The organism is Acinetobacter sp. AKBS16 (genome assembly GCF_002899995.1).
Lineage (GTDB): Bacteria > Pseudomonadota > Gammaproteobacteria > Pseudomonadales > Moraxellaceae > Acinetobacter > Acinetobacter baumannii.
Window position 1 is genome coordinate 1 of record NZ_POYH01000080.1, and the last position, 18,504, is coordinate 18,504.

Sequence of the window (18,504 nt, forward strand, 5' to 3'; positions counted from 1 at the left end):
ACTTTTGCCTGTTAAATCGCCATATTGTGTAGGTCGAGTAAGATCTAACCCAATGCGTGTAGTCGCTGCAGATACATTTAAGGAGTCCTGTCTTGGGTCATCTTTATTCAAAGGATAGTTAGCACCATTTGAAATGCTGCCATTTGACCCCTTAAAGTCATAGGTTGCATCTACACGGACATTCCCATAAAGCTTGACTTGCGTTTGGCCATCAGGCATTTGCATCCAACCCGGTTTGCTCTGAGGAACGGGTGAGCTTGCTGCAATTGTAGTTGGCGGCATTGTTGGAGTATTTACTACAGTTACCGCTTTTTGCTGATTTGATAATTGCTGGACCAGTTGCTTTAACTCACTAACTTCTTTGCGTAAAGCATCTACTTCCGCATCAGTAGCAGCATGAGCTGGCATAACTACACCAGTTAAGCTGATAGTGCTCATTGCAAGAATTAATGTTTTGATATTTTTCACAGGCATTCCCCACATTGGATATAAAAGATTTCCAATATGTGCATAACAAAAAGAGTGCCAACTTTTTAAAATTGTTTAAACTCATTGATTTTAATTAAGAAATTATAAAATTTTTAAAAATTAAATATGCTTTTATTCATATACTAATTAAATCATTGAAGAGTTATAGGCTATAAGTAATTGAAAATGCGCTATGAACGTTATACTACTGCACAGTTAACAAGCAAAAGTTAAGTTAAGAGGGTGGTAAAGCTTAATTCTCTCTTTTAATGATATTTGATTTCCAAAGTAGGCTTAGCTTTAGGATATACTGTAATTTATAAAGCGTGTTAATTGGAGCAAAGAATGGAGTTAGACCGTTTTGATAAACAAATTCTGGAAATTTTGTCTCATGAAGACCTGAATTTGAATGAGCTTTCAGAACGGATTAATCTTTCAGTTAGTTCTGTTCATCGCCGAATTAAACACTTGATTGAAGCTAATATCATGGGGCAACTCAAAAGAGAAATTAACTTTAGCAAATTGGGTTTTACTTTGCATATTTTGCTACAAGTCTCTTTAAGCAAGCATGATAGTGAGACATTTGATAAATTTCTTTCTGAAATTGAAGCCATTCCTGAAGTAACAAATGCTTTTTTGGTGACTGGTCAAAGCGCCGATTTTATTCTTGAATTAGTTGCACGTAATATGGACGACTACAGCGAAATTTTATTAAGACGGATTGGTAAAATTGATAATGTCGTTGCTCTGCATTCGAGCTTTGTCATTAAAGAATACAATGTATTTAACTGCTATAACTTATTAAATAAAGTATAAAAAAACGCACCAGTTGGTGCGTTTTCTCGTCTTAGGCATCAAGTTGCGCTAAAACTTCATCACTAAACTCAACGTTTGTATAAACGTTTTGTACATCGTCTAAATCTTCAAGCATATCAATGAGTTTCATCACTTGTTTAGCTTGATCAATATCAGTGATTTCTGCTTTAGTAGAAGGGCTCATCACTACTTCAGCATTGTCTGATTTTAAACCAGCAGCTGCAAGAGCATCTTGAACCTCACCAAAAGTCTCTGGAGAAGTGATTACTAAAATTTCATCTTCTGAAACTTCAATATCTTCTGCACCAGCTTCTAAAGCAACGTCCATGATCTTATCTTCTAAAGAAACATCGTCAAAAGTAATCTCACCACGTTTGGTAAATAGGTAAGCAACAGAACCTGCGGTACCTAAGTTACCATTAGTTTTGCTGAAACAATGGCGAACATCTGGAACTGTACGGTTCAGGTTGTCTGTCATTGTTTCAACAAGAACAGCAACACCACCTACACCATAACCTTCGTAGGTTACTTCTTTTAAATCATCATTATCTTCACCACCCACACCGCGTTGAATTGCACGGTTAATGGTATCTCGTGTCATGTTGACAGAAAGCGCTTTTTCGACAACGGCACGAAGGCGAGGGTTACTGGCAGGATCTGCACCACCAAGTTTTGCAGCAGTGACAATTTCACGAATATATTTAGTAAAAACTTTACCGCGACTGGCATCTTGTTTCGCTTTACGATGCTTAATATTGGCCCATTTAGAATGACCCGCCATGGAAGTGAACTCCAAAAATTAAAAAATGCAAAAGTGACAGAATATTAGCATAGGCATGGTTTTCTTGAAAACTGTTGCCTTACGTTTTGTTAGCCAATTAAATAAGCTCAGAGAGCCTAAATTTACATAAAAATATAGGCTCAAACTTCATGAGAGAGTTAGCTAGTTAATTTTCACATCAATATCATATTGCGCATAAAGTTCTTTAATCGTTTCAAGATCTTTCTGTAAATCCGTAGGATAAATCTTACCTAAAATACCGCCTTTTTTGGTTCTTGCATTTGCATACATCAGTACAATTGGAACATTTGCTGCCTTAGCAATATGCCAAAAACCGGTTCGAATAGGTTTGCGTTCCGATCCATCTTTGGCACGCGTTGCTTCAGGTGCAATCACTAGGTTAAATGTATCACTACTTTGGAATTTTTCGACCATTTGAGAGACGATATCTTTGCTTGCTTTTCGGTCAACGGGAATGCCACCTAGCTTTTCAAGGATAGGCTTCATTGGACCTTTGAAAAGTTCTTTTTTTATTAGTGTATGAATTTTTAAATCTAATATTTGAAACAAAGCAATCGATAAGATCGCATCAAGGTTAGAAGTATGTTCAAAACCGATAATAACTTGTTTTTTCTCAAGAATTGTAGGATCTGCATCATAGGTCCAACCAACTGCTTTGAAGATAGAATTGCCTAAAAACTTTTTCATAGAGATGTGGGAGACAATAAGGTTGCAGAATTCTAATATGAGTTTGTCTAAAAAGGTAGAAAATTATCTTCCAAACAAATTTTATTTATTTTAATTTAAAAATATTTTTAAATATTATATTCTAATTTAATAATAGAAAAATATATAATTGAATTTTTAAAGTATTATTTTATACATAAAAAATATTAAGGATTTTCAGTTTTAATTAAATACTCAATATATTGCCATTTCTTAGAAGGATCAATCAGATCTTTATCAATTGTCCCATCAATAATAATACCATCAATAATTGAAATGATGATATGAGTAAGTGGAGTAGGGTCTTTAATATCTAGCTCTACTAATAAACTATTTAATAAATTTATAAGCCAGTTTGTATATTCTTGAAATGGTTCACGAATTGAGGTGTATTGTTTAGACACTTCAATAAAAGCCTTTTTGAATAGGCAACCATTAAAATTCTCACTATTAACCCAGTCAATATACCAATTAAAAATTAGATGTATTTTCTCAATTGGACTCACATCTGGATGTAAGCTTAATTTTTCATAAATTGAATTTTGTATATTAATATTTCGATGATGTAGGCACTCCATGATTAAACTTTCTTTCGATGGAAAATATTTGTAGAAAGTCATCTTGGCTACATTTGATTCAGCAATAATTTTGTCTACCCCTGTAGCATTGTAACCAATTTGGTTAAAAAGTTCTAAAGCAGTATTTATAATATCTTCTTTTTTTGACATTACATTTCCATATAATTGAAACTAATTATTACTTGATATAGATTTTAAAATTTTAATCAAATTAATCATAATCAAAAACATAATTTTATTCAAGCGAATATTATAAAAGCTACTCAAGATTATTTTTAAATTTTTTAAATATTCTATTTGATTTAGTAGAATTTTAATTCTAATATGAATTTTCGACAAAAGGAGTCTTATTTTCATCTTAACTATTTGTTTTTAAAATAGAATATGGAAATTTAAAAAATTAATAAGTTTAATGAGAGTGGATTATGCCTAAAAAATTTGAGGACTTTAATAATCCTAGGAAAAAAGCACTTGCAGGAATGAAACAAAGCATTTCAGCTGAACTTTGGGACAAAAATCTTAATTTTTTAAATCAATTAAGAGCCAAGATCGCGAAACATCCAGTATCTCATCATCCTGCAATAGAAACTTTAAATAACGGTGAAATTAATAAAGAAAACTTAAAGCGTATTCATTTAGAGTATCGCCATGCAATCGTACAAACTTTTACAGATGCTTTATTAATGGCTCAATACCAGACAAAGCAGTTAGAACCTAGGTTGCATGCAGGTGCAAAGATGTTTCCGCGCTGTCTTTTGAGTCTTAACATATTTGATGAGTTTGGGTTTCGGCCTGGGACCGACAAAGACGGTTATTATCAAGGTAACCCAGAATATGCACATTATCCTTTATTTGAAGATGTGCTTGATGATTTTGGAGTAACGGAGAACGAGCGCCTGAGTTATCAACCAACAGAAATTGCACATCAGGTGAGAGAGTTTCTAGAAAATTCCTATAAAGACTATAAAGACTATAAAGACTATAAAGCCGTTTCTGCTTTATTAGCTGTAGCTGAAGAAGAAGTTATTTTGTACAGTCCACCTTTACGAAAAGCAACCAGTACTGTAGGTATAGCGGTGGAGGGTGGTGGCTATTACCATGTGCATGGAGTATCTGAAGATGAAACTGCTGAGGCAGCAGATGACGATCATGAAGAAGATCTATGGTTTATTTTAATGCAAGCTTGTACAGAAGAAGACTACACTTATTTAGAAAACCTATGCCTCGAATACTGTGATTTATGGGAAAAGTTTTGGGATATTCAAATAGAAAGCTCAAAATCAATCCTGAAACAAAATTTAGCTTAAGAACAGGTCAAATAATCAACTCAAACATTTATAACAGTCCTAAAGGTTGAAAAGGAATGTTCAATAATACGGAAATTGGAAAAGGCTTTTAATGTTTAATTGAACAATTTTTGAATAATGAAGTGATATTTGGCTATATTTTAAAAATATCTAAAGTTAAAAAACCCCAAAAACTTAAAGTTTTTGGGGTTTGTATTTGGTGGGCCCACACAGACTCGAACTGTGGACCAACGGATTATGAGTCCGTTTTGTCTAAAAGGTTAAAACAATGACTTATACTAAATAAATTTTAAATTCAGTTAGTTATATAATTTAAATTTAGTGTCATTATACTTTTTGGTTGATTGTAGTATCATTTATTTGCTTACTATTCGCTTACTAGAATAATTTTATGAAATTAACAAAACCTTTTATCGATTCATTAGAATTTACAGATCCTAGTAAACCAGAGTTTTATTGGGATAGGGAGGTGTCAGGCTTTGGTGTAAAAGTTAGCTCTAAAAGTAAGTCTTATATTTTCCAAGGCAGAGTTGGAAGGAAAACTATCCGTGTCAAAATTGGAGACGTTAAAAACTGGAAACTAAAAGATGCAAAAGACCAAGCTAAAAAATTTACTGTACTTTGTAATGAAGGAATAAACCCTTTACAAGAAAAGGCAAAAAAAATCATTGAGGCTGAAGAACATGATCTTTCCATAAAGAAGCAAAATATAAAATTTAAGGAAGCATGGAATGTTTATTTGTCTGAAAATAAATCAAAGTGGAGAGAACGTTCATATCAGGATCATGTTGAAATGTCTCGAGGAGGCATTGATTTATCCACTAATAAGATTTACAAACCACAACCTATTTATGAGCTACTCGATATAAAGCTATCAGAATTAACAAAAGACGTTTTTATTGAATGGCTGGAAAGAAATAATGAATTCAGAAAAACATCCACCAGTAAATCTTATCGTTTAGTTAGAGCTTTTTTAAATTGGTGCGAACAAGAAAAGCTTTATTCAAATATAATTCCTACAGATTCTTATGGCTCGAAAAAAGTTAAAAGAGTTGTTCAAAAAACAAAAGCTAAAAATGATTGTTTACTAAAAGAGCAATTGAAACCATGGTTTGATGAAGTTCTAAATATAGAAAATAAAAAGATTGCTGTTATTCTGGTATTTGCATTACTAACGGGAGCTCGTAAAAATGAAATACTAACTTTAGAGTGGAAAGATATTGACTTTAAATGGAAAACAATAAAACTTAAAGATAAGGTAATGGATGAAGGTCGTGTTATTCCATTAACACGTTATATAGAAGCGAATCTACTAAAATTGCGACGTAATCAAGACTCGATTTATGTCTTTTCAAGTTCTAAGTCGGAAACTGGACATATTGTTAACCCGTATAAAGAACTTGAGAAAATCCGTAAAAATTTACGTATTCAAATTACAATGCATGGGTTAAGAAGATCATTTGAAACACTGTCAGGGTGGATACAACTGCCTAAGGGCGTGACTCATCAAATTACAGGTCATAAAGCTGATAGTATTACTGAGAAGCATTATACAGTTAGGCCAATAGATATGTTGCGAATGCATATGCAAGGCTACGAAGATTGGCTTTTAGATAGTGCTGAAATAGAGTTATAAATTTTAAATTGATATAATTAAAAGTAGTCTTAAGAAAAATTAAGATTATTTCATTTTCTTTAAAATCCTTTAAAGAGATTTTTACTAGTGTGAGAAGTAAATAATGATAGAAATTGATAACTCTATACTTGATACAATCATAGAGGCTAAAAAAAACAATAAACTAGCTTTTTTTATTGGGGCAGGCTTCTCAAAAAATTCGGAAACAGAATTAAATAAAATCCCCTTGTGGGTTGATTTAATTAATGATTTAAAAGCTAGTCTCGATGTTAAATATGAAACAGACTTCCTTAAAATAGCTCAACTTTATTATTTAAAATATGGGGAATATCAATATTTTAATAAATTAAAAAAATACTTTGAAATTAATTTAGAGCCGAGTAAAGTACATAAAAAACTTTTTAGTTTATTACCTAATTTAATTGTTACGACAAACTGGGATTGTCTTTTAGAACAAACAGCAATTGAAGAAGGACTTACTTATGATATCGTTACTAATGATATTGATTTAGTAAAATCCTCATATTTTCATAAAATTATAAAAATGCATGGTGATTTTCAACACCATAATATTGTTTTTAAAGAAGATGACTATTTAAAATATTCAGACACCTTTCCATTAATTGAGAATTATCTAAAAAGTATACTATCAACTTATGTTGTAGTTTTTATAGGGTATTCTTATAGTGATATTGATTTAAAATTAATCACGAAATGGATTGAAACAAAATCTCAAGTTACCCCTCCAAAGTTTTTATTCAGCACAAGATATAATGATGCTGAGGCTAGCTACTTAAAAAATCATGGTATCAGTTTTTTGAAACCAACTTACCCTGATAATTATAGTGTAAATAAAATTTTAATTGATTTTTTTGATATGATTAGTCAGAAAAATGAACTATATAGATATAAAAATATCATAGAAAAAGGAAATTTAACATCTAGTGAGGAATTTTTATTAGTAAATTTTTTATATCAAAAGATAAAAATATTAGATGAACTTAAATCAATTTTTCCTATTCAAATAAAAGAGTTACTTTCCAATGTTAGTATAAACTATCATATTAACTGTTATGGTTTCTATTTTATATCAGATAGTATTTTAACCACTGATCTAGATAATCTGGTTAGAAGTTACTATAAAGTATTGGAAATTATTTTTATAAAAAATAAAGATGTAAGAAATGAAACACAAAATATTATAAAAAAGATATTTAATATTTTTAAAAAAGCTAACATTATTTATATAAAATTCCGATCTGAAATTAAAGAAAATGAGTATATTGATATTAACTCATATTTAGATGAGGGGGAGGGGGAGGAAATAAATTCTTATTTAGATTTCTTTACTAAAGGCGAAGCAAATGATTTAGTTTTTTTGGAAGATTATAAGGAATTATCAAATGTGTCAAAAAGAAAGATTTTATCAAATATAAAAGAAAAATCTTATATTTCTTTAGCTATAAACTCATTTAATAATGAAGTTGCTCAATTTGGCTCTAAATTTAGTTTTGATAACTTAGAAAATTTCAATAGTGAAAAAACAAATGATGAAGATGAAATAAAAAGCTTTAAAGATTACTTTGATTTTTACAGTTTAACAGATAAAAAAGAATATAATTTTATAAATAGCTTTTTGAACTTTAATATATTGGATAATATGTATTATTCTATTTCTGAAAGAATTAAAAAAAATTTAGAAGCCCTAGAAAATATTAAGAATGGTGGGCTTTCTTTCGATTCTAACAGAACTGAAGCGGATTTGTTAATAAAATCATATTTAGATTTTATGTATAAAAATAATATTGCAATGGATAATTATAAAAATGTTATATCTCTTTTTGTCAACTATGTTGATTTTAAGATTACATCTATTTCTGAATTAAATAAACCATGCCCTAATAAAAGTAAACAACTATTTAATTTTAGTAATTTTTCAAATATTGATATAAAGCTAAGTAAGGTTGATCTATATATTTTATTAAATTTCTCTAATGATAAAACATTAAAAAGATTATTAAGATCACTAGTAGAAATTTTGGAAGAAGATGATTCAAAAAAAATGGAGGTTTTTTTTGAAAAAGACTTGAATTTACATGAATATATTAGAGACTGTTTTAATAATCTTCTATCTAAAAAGCACTCCAATAAATTTGAAAAAGTATTTTCAAATTTAATATTATTAGCATCCTTATCAGACTGGGATTCTGGTGAAAAACTAATAGATATTTTTAAAGAAATTGTCACTAAGTATCATGTCTACCAAACCATTGAATCGATTAATAGTTTTGTTGCATTTAATTCCAGTTTCTTTAAAAGTAAGAATATAGATTTCAGTCCGTATATTGATTTTATTATTAACCTAATATTAGATAATAAAATCAATGGTTTTAGTTACAGAGCAATTGGAAATGGAATCTTATCTAATATTTTTAACTATATGTCTTGGCGAAAAGACTATAGTAATCTTAATTTAATTAAAGCTTTTTTATATTTCTTAAACTCACCAGAAAATCCAAACAGAGAAATATATACTCTACGTATTTTACCCTACCTCCTCTATATTTCAAATAAAGAGGTAAAAGAATGTATCTATGATTATATATTTAATTTCCTAGATGGTGATATCAGTGAGACTAAATTTGAATTATTTTTATTATGCTTGATTTATAGTGATGATTTTTTAATAGAAATTAAAACAAATTTATCTGAAGAATATTTATCTTATTTTGAGAAATGTTGTTCCAGTTCTTTTATGTTTAAACAATATATGCTTGATAAAATAGTATTAGAACTTGCAAGAAAAACAGAGCATCAATATGATTTTTTCAAAAAAATAAAAGATGAATTTAATCTAAACTAATAAATACTAATTAAATTAATTTGAAAAAATAGCTCCTGCGGGAGCTATTTTTTATTATGCCTAATGACTTCTTTAGGTGCCCAACTTTCACCTCCTAATGAGAAAAAACCACTTCTCATTTCTGGATCTATTAATTCTATTCTAATTGAATGTTCATAATCTATTTTTATTTTATCTGTATAAAAATACAAATTTAAATTGGGATACTTTATATTGTCAATACAGAAATTTACGGCTATAGCACTAAAGTCATATTTATTACAGATCTCTAAAATTTTTGATTTTTTTGTAGGCAAATCTTTTTTAAGTTTTTTATTATATTCTGGTTCAAAATATCTAATTAGAGCCATCTCAATAATTGAAATTTGCTGTTCTAATGGAATTTCTGCTTTATTTGCTTTTAAAAGTCTATCAAAGTCCTCATCACCACCTATTTTCGAAATATCCCATCCATCTACAATTGTATATTGTTTAACTTGATGAAACTTAAACATTCCGATAAAGACAGCTCTGTCCGGGTAATAGGCATTTCGATCTGCTAAAATTTTCTGAAAAGTACTATGATTTCTTAGTCGATCTAATGCATTTCTATTTGAGTTGTTGCCAATAGCTTTTCCAATATACAAAACTTTCATTGATATTAGATCTTCAATTTGAAACTTGTAAGCTAAATCATAAACAGTAGTATTATAAGTTATATTATTTTTACTATCTAATAAATTGATTCCGATGTGTGGATAATCTGAAATTTCTACTTTGACAACTCCCTCAGGAAGCTGATAGGGTATATCAGTTATTAGCGTTTTTTCTATTATTTTTTCATTGATTCTATATTTTATTTTTAAAGTGAAAAATAAAAAATTTTCAATAATTCTATATTTAAATGACTGTGGGTCAATCATGACTCTAGGTGAGTCAACAATGCAATATATATGACTATTTCTAATTATTTCCTTCATCTCTTCTGTTAATTCTTGATCTAAAGAGTGGGCTGAAGCGAAGAAGAATTTATCTGTAAGAAACTCAAGTCCAAAGTTTGACATATAACTTTTGTTCATTAATTTCTCTTTTAATATCTTAATTTAAATAAACAGTTAAATTGTATAGAGTAAGGCCTATTCTTAAAGAATAAGGCCCATTTGATTTTATATTTCTATTGTTAAAAAAGTGAATTTTCTAACATAGAAAATGACAATTCATAACTTTCATGTCATTGTAACATTAGCTCAAGTTAAGTACTGAACAAACTCATATAAGTAAATATCTTTAGTGACCAAACCTCAGAATACTTATACTTTATCAATCTTGGTTTAGTCGGGGAGACCAGTCCCCAACACACAAATACGACCAGTATCCAATTAACCTTTTTCTTTGCATATTGCCGAACATACTTACGTATGTGCCGACTCCAGCTTTCGCAATGACCAATCTGATTTAAAATCAGGCTGTTTGAGGATTCACTTTAAGTTAGCTCTCTCATTTCATCCCACCGACTAAAATACTGATTAGTTATAATCATCTTTTAATAGATTATTACAGTTCAAAGATTTTTTAGTCGGGAGTTACATTTTCCCCATCCTTACTCCAATTCAATTTCATAGAAGTAAGCTTGTGTTATATGCGCTACTCACTATCGCTCCCACACTGTATTCATACTGCTGACTTTTAATCAATTTAAGTCTTGAATAACAGTGCTTCCCAAGTTAGTCCAAAATGTCTTATCGTGCAGACCGTTTATCCTCTCGCTTACATACATACTTCCTGTTTCCCCCAACCGTAGTTCCTTAAAAATATCGGGATATGATGTATATATAACTTCCACAAGGGTAAAACTCTTACACTCCAATCGGCATCTATCGATTAATGCCGTTACACGTTTAAGCTATCCAGCGACCCATTTAGCGTGAGCTAAATGGTGCCGACTTATCCAGCGTTAGCCTCAAAGTCCTAATACCTCACGGTACTCTCAGCAGCCATCGTGATTGGAAATGAGCATACTTTTCCAAGTCTAAAAACTTGCTCGATCAAGCATACACACTCAGCTCTTAACGGAGATTATCGTACATCCTGTACTGCTCCTGACTGTCTCATCTTGAACAGGGTTTCAATCAATAAATCATTTCATCAATCTAATTTGGTAATTCCTAACCAAATGACCATTTCACGATAAAAATCGCTTATAGGCTCCCGTGTTCTTGTCGCCCAACCACTTCGGAGTCTTCGGAACTTTTAGAAGTGATCGGATAGAAAGAGGATATTGCAATCCTCTAGCCCCCGTTGCAGCGTACCGAGCGAGATTTCTCCAGCAGTCCGCTACATCAGCGAATATAGAGATGATTAGTCTAAATATTCAGGGCAATATGCATCAAAGTTTTTGAATGGTGGTCAGCCATCCAAAACAACTTCTATAAAGAAAAGGCAGGATGGATGGTAAATCCACAATTCGATTGATATGCATTCATATTAGCAAGGATTATTTATTATATCAATAATATTGATATAATAAATAAAAGTATATAAGATGAACTGATTAAGTGACTCGTCGTGTTAGGAACTACTTTATTGCCACCTTACAAAATACGGTGAATTGATCTTAGAAATGGCTACGCCATGTTTATGTTTGAGCTTCGCTTAACACCAAATAAGAGCTAAAAAAGAGCTTTTACTTTAGTTGATTTACACAATGAGTTATTGATGAGAACAATGGAAGAAAAGTGCATTGTTGATTGACATATAAACTGTATAGTTGAGTGATAAAAAATGATTGATTATTCTCCCCACACTAAATACACCGCTCAAAAAATTCAGGATAAAGTCGCTCGTGGAGCGTATTACTATTCAATGTTTACCGTTGAAGCGAAAGACTCTAATCACATTCCTAGATTGATCAAAAAGCTAGATCAACGCTATGAGCTTAAATTAACTAGCCGACAACGTAGTTATCGTATGAGTCAAATTATTCCAATTGCCGATCTTATTATTCAAAAAAGTTTGAATAAGAATAGTTGGTTATTTGTTCTATTGATAACTACTCCCTATAGTCATGATCATGCAAAAAATGCTCATGATCGAGTTAAGGAAAACAACAAACAACAAGTTGTAAAGGACAAAATTAGTGAACTTGAAAATACAACATGGAATAAAGACCAAGAACATCAAGATTTATTTTTTCTCAAAAAGTACTTCGATGATGTAGAAAATTTCCGATGTGTGCTGAATAAGCCATATCTGGATTTATCTTTTGGTAAAGGTCAGGCGGAATTAGTTCGTTTAACACATAAAAAATATGCGTCTCAACAAGATAAATTCTATCGCCAGCCGAGTAAAAGTTTTTCATGGACTTGGCGATTTACACATGTATGTACTGAACAGAAACGTAAAGAATTGACACAGATTATCAGCCGAATGGTTTCACAGCCAAATAGCGCTGCATTACATGATTTAAAGCTATGGCAGCATTATATGAATGTTTACGCAGTGTTCCGTGGTACACGTCAACAAGCTGGTCGCTTATATACCTTTGGTAAGAAATTTTATTTCAGTCGATCAAGGAAAACTTGGGATGATTCTCAACTTCCTAAACTTGATCTTAAGATCATTCCTAGATATCAGACTTATGCAGGAAGTTTTGAGGAATATGATTTAAGACGTTATGTTTATTCAATGTGTGGAGAAGAATTACCACGGGAAATTTCTAAAACACTTGATGAAGAAGAAGCAGGGAATTTCATCGAAAAATTTATATATGACAATGAGATTACTATTGATGAAGTGATTTAATAAAGACTAAGACTTTATTTTTTTGTTCAGTGCTTAACTCATAGCTCTTTTGAATAATTTCAGCAAGTAAATCATCTTCAATATAAAAGTAAGCAGTTGGTAATTCTAAAACTTCAGCAATTTTGGAAGCAACTAAAAAATCAGGTACATGTTTTCCACGTTCATATTGATTCATTCTTGCGCTAGCAGATGATTCATCAATACCTGCCAAAATTCCAAGTCTTTCTTGTGATAGTCCTTTTGCTTTACGAGCGAGGCGTAAACGCATCGCAAAAACATTAGATAAATGTGGTTGCATTTTAAGATCAACAAATACTAAAAACTAAGATTTTCTTAGCTTTGAAGTTGATTTATTACTAAGGATTACTTAGTATTTTAAATACTAAGTAATCCTTAGTTTTTTTAACTTGGACCTAATGTGGAAGATATATGAATAAGTTGAATATTTTAATTTTTATAAGTTTATTAAGCAGTAATTTAATTGGCTGTCAGCAAATGCAAACAATGACGAATAGTACTGTAAATACACTTTCAAAAGGTGTCCAAGCCTATGACGGCTGGGTTAGTAAAGGAACCATCCGTGTTTGGGAAACAATGAAAGATAAAAGTATTCGAGATAAATTCTTAGTGCTTTCACAAGATAGAAATAATAATGTTATTAAATTAAATCAGACTTTATTAAATGATAAATATAGATTAGAAAAACGTACTTTTGATGCAATTTATCTTGAAAAATATATTAGCCATGAAGCTAATTTTAATGAAGCAAATCGAAAAATAAGCAATGGTACTTATATTTCAGAAAAAGATCTTGCAGCACAGCTATTTATTGAGCAAGCTAAATCAAAAGGCAATGAAGTACGACAATATAAATCTAATATTAATGGGTTAATTAACAAAATTTACAAACAATCAATTACTGAGTTTAATGGTGCATCGAATCGATACAATGCTGATCCAGCATTCATAGAATTTGATAAATCAGGTAATCCTATTGCAATTATGACACGTTCATGGCAAACAATTTCGGCAATCGGTGTAGATAGCCGCATTTATACTAATATTTACTTTGGAGCAGAGAGTATGCGTTGGTTCGAGAATAATTTTTCAAATCATCTTTTGGAGAACTCATTAATCAGGGTTTATAAATAAATTTAACCTCCGATTAGAGAATATTTATAAATAATTTTTAGTTAGATACAATGTGACGACATATAAAAATTTCTGCTAAAAGCGCTATATGCATTTCACTATAAGGTTTTTAGCTTAGCTTTCAGTACGCTAAATACTGCTAAATTAGCAAATCGAATTTATTTTCTAAGATCTTATATAATTTGCTAAAATAGCAAGACCTAGCATGAGCCATGCTAGGTCTTATGTATTGATTAATATAGAAATAAATAAGTTTAGCTAATTTAGCACTAGTTATTCTGATTCATCACAATATAGTCACTTCTTCCAATTTTCTCTATAGTAATCATGTTTGTATCAATGAGATATTCAATAGCATTATCTCTAATAAATTTATTACGCAAAGAAATGGGGGCAAACTGTAATATACTTGATTTTAAAATCTTTTTTTCTTTTTGTGATAATAACCATTCAAGCAGTAATTTACTATGTGATTTTTCCGAACAATTATAATATCTAATCCACTCATTTAATGAAAATAAGCATAAATCAATAGCATTATTCATGGTCTTATCATCTATTATTTCTTTCCTTTCCCAAAAAGACAATACTGTAGCTACTCGCAAAACATATTGTATAGTACGCTTAGCATATGCACGAATATATGTATATTTACCATTCTTATCAACTTCTCTTAAAATATAAGTTTGATAATCAAAATGTTTCTTTTCAGCAGATTCTGATTTTTTTATTAAAAATCTTTCATTACCAAATTTGTTTACTATTCTGTCATTGACTATCTTTTCACAAAAATCCCAATATGCTTTTATATCTTCATCATCGAATGATTTCATAACATAGCTTTCCCAAGAAATATCGTGATAGGGTAACGGCTCCGGTGCTGCAAAAAGCACACGTGCTAAAATACCTTGTTCCCGCAATAATTCATTATTCAAAGCTGGTCTTGCGATAACATCTTGCACAGCTATATCTAAAGAAAATCTCTTGTTATTAAAAAACTGATTATCATCTTCATTTCTTAAAACAGTGTTTGCAGAACCTGTATCAACAAGATCATTTAAAGTACTCAGTGCTTCACCTGCTGTACTACTAGTTAGTGAATAACCATTAAAAATATATCCACCCTCGCCAGTAGACCAAATAAAACTATTACTTTCACTATTCGAAATAGTGCTGACAATCCCTTGAATTGTGGCTTTTTTGAATATTGATAGTGGGTTTTTTGGCATTTCTCCCTTTTGTTTTGAGGGTAAAGCATGCCATTTTTTTAGATCTAACTGATATTCTTCTATATTTTTTAATTCAATTTGTCGACTAATTTTGTTTGCATCATTTTTACAAACATCTTTACCTTCACCACTTGGAAAAATTGTTAACATGAATAAACTACATGGCTGACCTGTACTAACTTTATCACTCGGAGCATCAACTTCGTTTTGCGCAATAAAAGCTAGTTCACCTAAGTATGCCTGCCCCGCGACGGATAACGGTACATGATGATAATATGCAGACTTTCTAATTGCTTTTGCAATTATTTCTGGGAAAGCATGAACTGGATAAGTATCATCAAAAGATCGTTGAGCTTTTTTCGATGTGTTCAGTTCTATTGATTTTATTTTCATATTTCCTCAGCGAGTTTCGCCAGCAAATTTTAAAATTTCATTACGATTCCAGCGAAGTAAACGGCCATGCCTCTTTGGGATGATAGGCCCATTTTCATAAATGGCCCATCTCCGTAAAGTTTGAGGTTGCATGCCTAAAAGCTTTGCTGCTTCAGCAGTTGTAAGTAATAGTTTTTCAGTCATTTTGATATCTCTTTGTAGATTTCTTATTATCAAAACATCTTTTTTAGGGTAAAAATATTGTATAGATATATTTCTTTTCTTTACCCTATTATTTAACTTTATTGAGTACTTTATTGTGGGAAGACATTCAAGATCGCGTATCGAATATGCAAAAACCATCACTTGGTATGACTTCTGTTTTAATCAATTGTCCCACTTCAATGCTATTAAAACGGATTATGCATTCACAAAATTTATTTACAAAAATATCAATAAAAATCAAGATAATAATTTATTTAAAAAATATAAATATGGACTTTCGAGCCCTAAAAATGAATGGATAGACATCGTTGATTCTAAGATCATAGGGTCGGCAGAAATCTTAACTCATCAGATATGGAGTGATTTAAACAATCAACCACAAGATGAAGAATTAATTTTAATCCAGTTACGGAAACTCCCTTATTACCTAACAGAGGCACTGCTAGATAAAGATTTTTATTCGATGAGAGAGTTTAACAAAGAAAATCTTTTTAAAATTGCCCAATTCAGCTCATTAGATAGTCTATCTGTATTGTATTTACTTCATCGTTGGGGCTATACCATAGGCAGCCATAGTCTAATTAATGATTCTAATTCCATTATTATTGAGAGTTTGGAGCAACTGATAAAAAAAAATCACCATTTACATCGTTCTCATGTACTTTTATTTGATGAGCTTTTAGAACAAATATTTGCAATAAATACTATGGGATATAATAGACCTTTAAAGGTAAAATTTAATTGGAGACAATACCGGGAAAAGAATTGGGGTGAAGATATTAGAAGGTTATCAATGGAAAAAGAAAATCTCTTAATTACTCATCCTCAAATTATCAAATTCATTCACAGTCCTAATCAAGATTTTGCTTCATTTCACAAGTCATTGTTTGGGTAGTATTTAGTATAAGGATAAGCAATCACGCTTAGATGATAAGAGTTGATTTATGTTGCTTACTATATGCTTACTAAAATCTAAAAACAAAAAAACCACTTAGGATTAGTACACCTAAGTGGTTGTTTTATTTGGTGGGCCCACACAGACTCGAACTGTGGACCAACGGATTATGAGTCCGCTGCTCTAACCGACTGAGCTATAGGCCCTATAATCAGAAAAGCTTTTAATCTCAAGGCTTTTCAGTGCCTGCAATACTAATCAATTTTTTTATTAAACACAAGTATTTTTCAAAAGTAGCAGCAGTAGACCTGAAAAATATTTTGCTATATTGTTAATTATCACAAGCGATAGGGATTCTAGCTTATGAGCACTTCACGAGTAAAGCTAACTAAGTCATTTATCGATCAACTTGAACTCACACCGGCTATTTATCGTGACAGTGAGATTATTGGCTTTGCTATTCGTGTAAATAACTCTTATAAAACTTACATTGTGGAGAAGAAAGTAAAAGGGAAATCAATTCGTTGTAAATTAGGGGATTATGAAAAAATTACTGTTGAAGACGCCCGTATACTTGCACAGCAGAAGTTAAAAGAGTTAACTGACTCAAACCCTTTAAGCATTAAAAATAATAAAATATTAAAAAATAGTTTAAATGAGAAAATTGATCAGCCTTATCTCAAAGAAGCTTTCCAAGTATATATAAATCACCACGAGTTAAAAGAAAGGACATTAGCTGACTATAGAGAAGTTATAGAAAAATATTTAATAGACTTAAGTGAACTTAAACTGATTAATATTACTGAACAGAGGATTGAAGAAAAGTATATTCAGCTATCTCAGTATAGTTATGCAAAAGCTAATTTATCTATGCGTGTACTTAGAGCGGTCTATCGTTTTTCAATTATGTATTATCAAAATAAAAATTGTGAAGTAATTATACCAAGGATAAACCCGGTTAATTTGTTAAAGAAGAAACAGCTCTGGGAAGAAATTCTACCTCGAAGAAACTATATCGATGTGGATAATCTAACCAAGTGGGTGCAAGCAATTATTGAATATAAAGGTAGGGGACAGGAAAATGAAACAAATAAGGATTTTTTATTAACACTTATATTAACAGGGCTTTTTAGGAATGAGTGTGAATCTTTACATTGGAAAAATATAGATTTAGAGGAAGGAACTCTTTCTTTTATAAATCCATATAATAATGTGTACTATAAAATTTATATGGGAAACTTTCTTTGGCATCTGATGAAAAAACGAAGAATACAAAATAAAGGAGAGTGGGTTTTTCCATCTGTAAAATCTGAATCTGGTCATATTATTAATATTTCGAAATTTAGAAAAAAAATTAATGAGCAATGTAATCTTTCTTTTACTTTTCAAGATCTACGTAGAACATTTTATTTTGTGTTAAATCATTTAACTAATAAACCATTAGCTAGCAAAAGAACAGATCAGTATGAAGAAAAGCTAGACGTTAAGAATATTGCTCATGCTCAGGATATGCGTAATAGAATGAACAAGGTTGAGCAAATTATTCTTGGTCCCTATCGAGATGAACTTATTAAATCTATCAATATTAATCTATAAAATTTTGTACTTTCAAAGCTAGAAATAGAAGCCGTACAGGGTCAAAAATAGTATAAATTTAAAGTAAGTTTTATGGATAA

Annotated in this window: 16 protein-coding genes and 1 tRNA gene; 8 read left to right on the forward strand and 9 right to left on the reverse strand. The window is 30.7% G+C overall.

The annotated features are described in order from the left end of the window. The coding region (locus C1642_RS13880) for a DcaP family trimeric outer membrane transporter (protein WP_265734997.1) at positions 1-468 on the reverse strand (468 nt) is incomplete at its 3' end. 345 nt (positions 469-813) lie between these two features. Between C1642_RS13880 and C1642_RS13885 the strand changes: the two genes are divergently transcribed. After that, positions 814-1,284 (forward strand): Lrp/AsnC family transcriptional regulator, encoded by a 471-nt coding sequence (locus C1642_RS13885; protein ID WP_000418050.1) that lies wholly within the window; start codon positions 814-816, stop codon positions 1,282-1,284. A 31-nt stretch (positions 1,285-1,315) separates the two neighbouring features. On the opposite strand, the gene C1642_RS13890 is transcribed toward C1642_RS13885, so the two are convergent. The 3 genes from C1642_RS13890 to C1642_RS13900 all read right to left on the reverse strand — a co-directional run bounded on the left by C1642_RS13890 (position 1,316) and on the right by C1642_RS13900 (position 3,519). Continuing rightward, positions 1,316-2,065, reverse strand: coding sequence for a YebC/PmpR family DNA-binding transcriptional regulator (locus C1642_RS13890; protein ID WP_000907230.1), 750 nt, complete (start codon positions 2,063-2,065; stop codon positions 1,316-1,318). 162 nt (positions 2,066-2,227) lie between these two features. Beyond that, positions 2,228-2,773 (reverse strand): 1-acyl-sn-glycerol-3-phosphate acyltransferase, encoded by a 546-nt coding sequence (locus tag C1642_RS13895; protein ID WP_000713973.1) that lies wholly within the window; start codon positions 2,771-2,773, stop codon positions 2,228-2,230. A 185-nt stretch (positions 2,774-2,958) separates the two neighbouring features. Next, on the reverse strand, positions 2,959-3,519 hold the full coding sequence (locus tag C1642_RS13900) for a TetR/AcrR family transcriptional regulator (RefSeq protein ID WP_000037170.1): 561 nt from the start codon (positions 3,517-3,519) through the stop codon (positions 2,959-2,961). A 275-nt stretch (positions 3,520-3,794) separates the two neighbouring features. Here C1642_RS13900 and C1642_RS13905 point away from each other — a divergent pair, with 275 nt between their 5' ends. The 3 genes from C1642_RS13905 (at position 3,795) to C1642_RS13920 (ending at position 9,175) form a co-directional block, all read left to right on the forward strand. Further along, positions 3,795-4,676: a hypothetical protein gene (locus C1642_RS13905; protein ID WP_103236460.1), complete on the forward strand. Its 882-nt coding sequence runs from the start codon at positions 3,795-3,797 to the stop codon at positions 4,674-4,676. A 391-nt stretch (positions 4,677-5,067) separates the two neighbouring features. Then, positions 5,068-6,312: a tyrosine-type recombinase/integrase gene (locus C1642_RS13915; RefSeq protein WP_103236461.1), complete on the forward strand. Its 1,245-nt coding sequence runs from the start codon at positions 5,068-5,070 to the stop codon at positions 6,310-6,312. Positions 6,313-6,415: 103 nt separating this feature from the next. Continuing rightward, a complete protein-coding gene (locus C1642_RS13920) occupies positions 6,416-9,175 on the forward strand; it encodes an SIR2 family protein (RefSeq protein ID WP_103236462.1) in 2,760 nt (919 codons plus the stop codon). Positions 9,176-9,219: 44 nt separating this feature from the next. Here the strand turns inward: C1642_RS13920 and C1642_RS13925 are convergent, their stop codons facing one another. After that, positions 9,220-10,233, reverse strand: a complete 1,014-nt coding sequence (locus tag C1642_RS13925) for a hypothetical protein (RefSeq protein WP_038349738.1) — start codon at positions 10,231-10,233, stop codon at positions 9,220-9,222. A 1,702-nt stretch (positions 10,234-11,935) separates the two neighbouring features. On the opposite strand from C1642_RS13925, the gene C1642_RS13930 reads away from it, so the two are divergent. Then, positions 11,936-12,955, forward strand: a complete 1,020-nt coding sequence (locus C1642_RS13930) for a hypothetical protein (RefSeq protein ID WP_103236463.1) — start codon at positions 11,936-11,938, stop codon at positions 12,953-12,955. On the opposite strand, the gene C1642_RS13935 is transcribed toward C1642_RS13930, so the two are convergent. After that, positions 12,936-13,253 (reverse strand): helix-turn-helix domain-containing protein, encoded by a 318-nt coding sequence (locus C1642_RS13935; protein WP_103236464.1) that lies wholly within the window; start codon positions 13,251-13,253, stop codon positions 12,936-12,938. The genes C1642_RS13930 and C1642_RS13935 overlap by 20 nt on opposite strands. A gap of 131 nt (positions 13,254-13,384) precedes the next feature. On the opposite strand from C1642_RS13935, the gene C1642_RS13940 reads away from it, so the two are divergent. Beyond that, positions 13,385-14,107, forward strand: a complete 723-nt coding sequence (locus C1642_RS13940; RefSeq protein ID WP_103236465.1) for a hypothetical protein — start codon at positions 13,385-13,387, stop codon at positions 14,105-14,107. 269 nt (positions 14,108-14,376) lie between these two features. Here C1642_RS13940 and C1642_RS13945 read toward each other — a convergent pair whose 3' ends face one another. Together C1642_RS13945 and C1642_RS13950 are read right to left on the reverse strand one after the other, a co-directional pair. Then, on the reverse strand, positions 14,377-15,729 hold the full coding sequence (locus C1642_RS13945) for a DUF3987 domain-containing protein (protein WP_103236466.1): 1,353 nt from the start codon (positions 15,727-15,729) through the stop codon (positions 14,377-14,379). A gap of 6 nt (positions 15,730-15,735) precedes the next feature. Next, positions 15,736-15,912 (reverse strand): helix-turn-helix domain-containing protein, encoded by a 177-nt coding sequence (locus C1642_RS13950; RefSeq protein WP_103236467.1) that lies wholly within the window; start codon positions 15,910-15,912, stop codon positions 15,736-15,738. 115 nt (positions 15,913-16,027) lie between these two features. Here C1642_RS13950 and C1642_RS13955 point away from each other — a divergent pair, with 115 nt between their 5' ends. Next, the gene (locus C1642_RS13955; RefSeq protein ID WP_000532436.1) at positions 16,028-16,828 is read left to right on the forward strand and encodes a hypothetical protein; all 801 of its coding nucleotides are present in this window, start codon (positions 16,028-16,030) and stop codon (positions 16,826-16,828) included. A 129-nt stretch (positions 16,829-16,957) separates the two neighbouring features. Here C1642_RS13955 and C1642_RS13960 read toward each other — a convergent pair. Further along, positions 16,958-17,034, reverse strand: a tRNA-Ile gene (locus C1642_RS13960). Between the two features lie 157 nt (positions 17,035-17,191). Here C1642_RS13960 and C1642_RS13965 point away from each other — a divergent pair. After that, complete coding sequence (locus C1642_RS13965; RefSeq protein WP_000108035.1) at positions 17,192-18,424, forward strand: integrase family protein; 1,233 nt, start codon at positions 17,192-17,194, stop codon at positions 18,422-18,424. Positions 18,425-18,504 lie beyond the last annotated feature (80 nt).

Coding starts and splice junctions, on each gene's coding strand:
- C1642_RS13900 (WP_000037170.1), bottom strand. CDS start 3,519: ATGTCAAAAAAAGAAGATATTATAAATACTGCTTTAGAACTTTTTAAC.
- C1642_RS13895 (WP_000713973.1), bottom strand. CDS start 2,773: ATGAAAAAGTTTTTAGGCAATTCTATCTTCAAAGCAGTTGGTTGGACC.
- C1642_RS13930 (WP_103236463.1), top strand. CDS start 11,936: ATGATTGATTATTCTCCCCACACTAAATACACCGCTCAAAAAATTCAG.
- C1642_RS13890 (WP_000907230.1), bottom strand. CDS start 2,065: ATGGCGGGTCATTCTAAATGGGCCAATATTAAGCATCGTAAAGCGAAA.
- C1642_RS13915 (WP_103236461.1), top strand. CDS start 5,068: ATGAAATTAACAAAACCTTTTATCGATTCATTAGAATTTACAGATCCT.
- C1642_RS13965 (WP_000108035.1), top strand. CDS start 17,192: ATGAGCACTTCACGAGTAAAGCTAACTAAGTCATTTATCGATCAACTT.
- C1642_RS13945 (WP_103236466.1), bottom strand. CDS start 15,729: ATGAAAATAAAATCAATAGAACTGAACACATCGAAAAAAGCTCAACGA.
- C1642_RS13925 (WP_038349738.1), bottom strand. CDS start 10,233: ATGAACAAAAGTTATATGTCAAACTTTGGACTTGAGTTTCTTACAGAT.
- C1642_RS13885 (WP_000418050.1), top strand. CDS start 814: ATGGAGTTAGACCGTTTTGATAAACAAATTCTGGAAATTTTGTCTCAT.
- C1642_RS13950 (WP_103236467.1), bottom strand. CDS start 15,912: ATGACTGAAAAACTATTACTTACAACTGCTGAAGCAGCAAAGCTTTTA.
- C1642_RS13920 (WP_103236462.1), top strand. CDS start 6,416: ATGATAGAAATTGATAACTCTATACTTGATACAATCATAGAGGCTAAA.
- C1642_RS13905 (WP_103236460.1), top strand. CDS start 3,795: ATGCCTAAAAAATTTGAGGACTTTAATAATCCTAGGAAAAAAGCACTT.
- C1642_RS13940 (WP_103236465.1), top strand. CDS start 13,385: ATGAATAAGTTGAATATTTTAATTTTTATAAGTTTATTAAGCAGTAAT.
- C1642_RS13935 (WP_103236464.1), bottom strand. CDS start 13,253: ATGCAACCACATTTATCTAATGTTTTTGCGATGCGTTTACGCCTCGCT.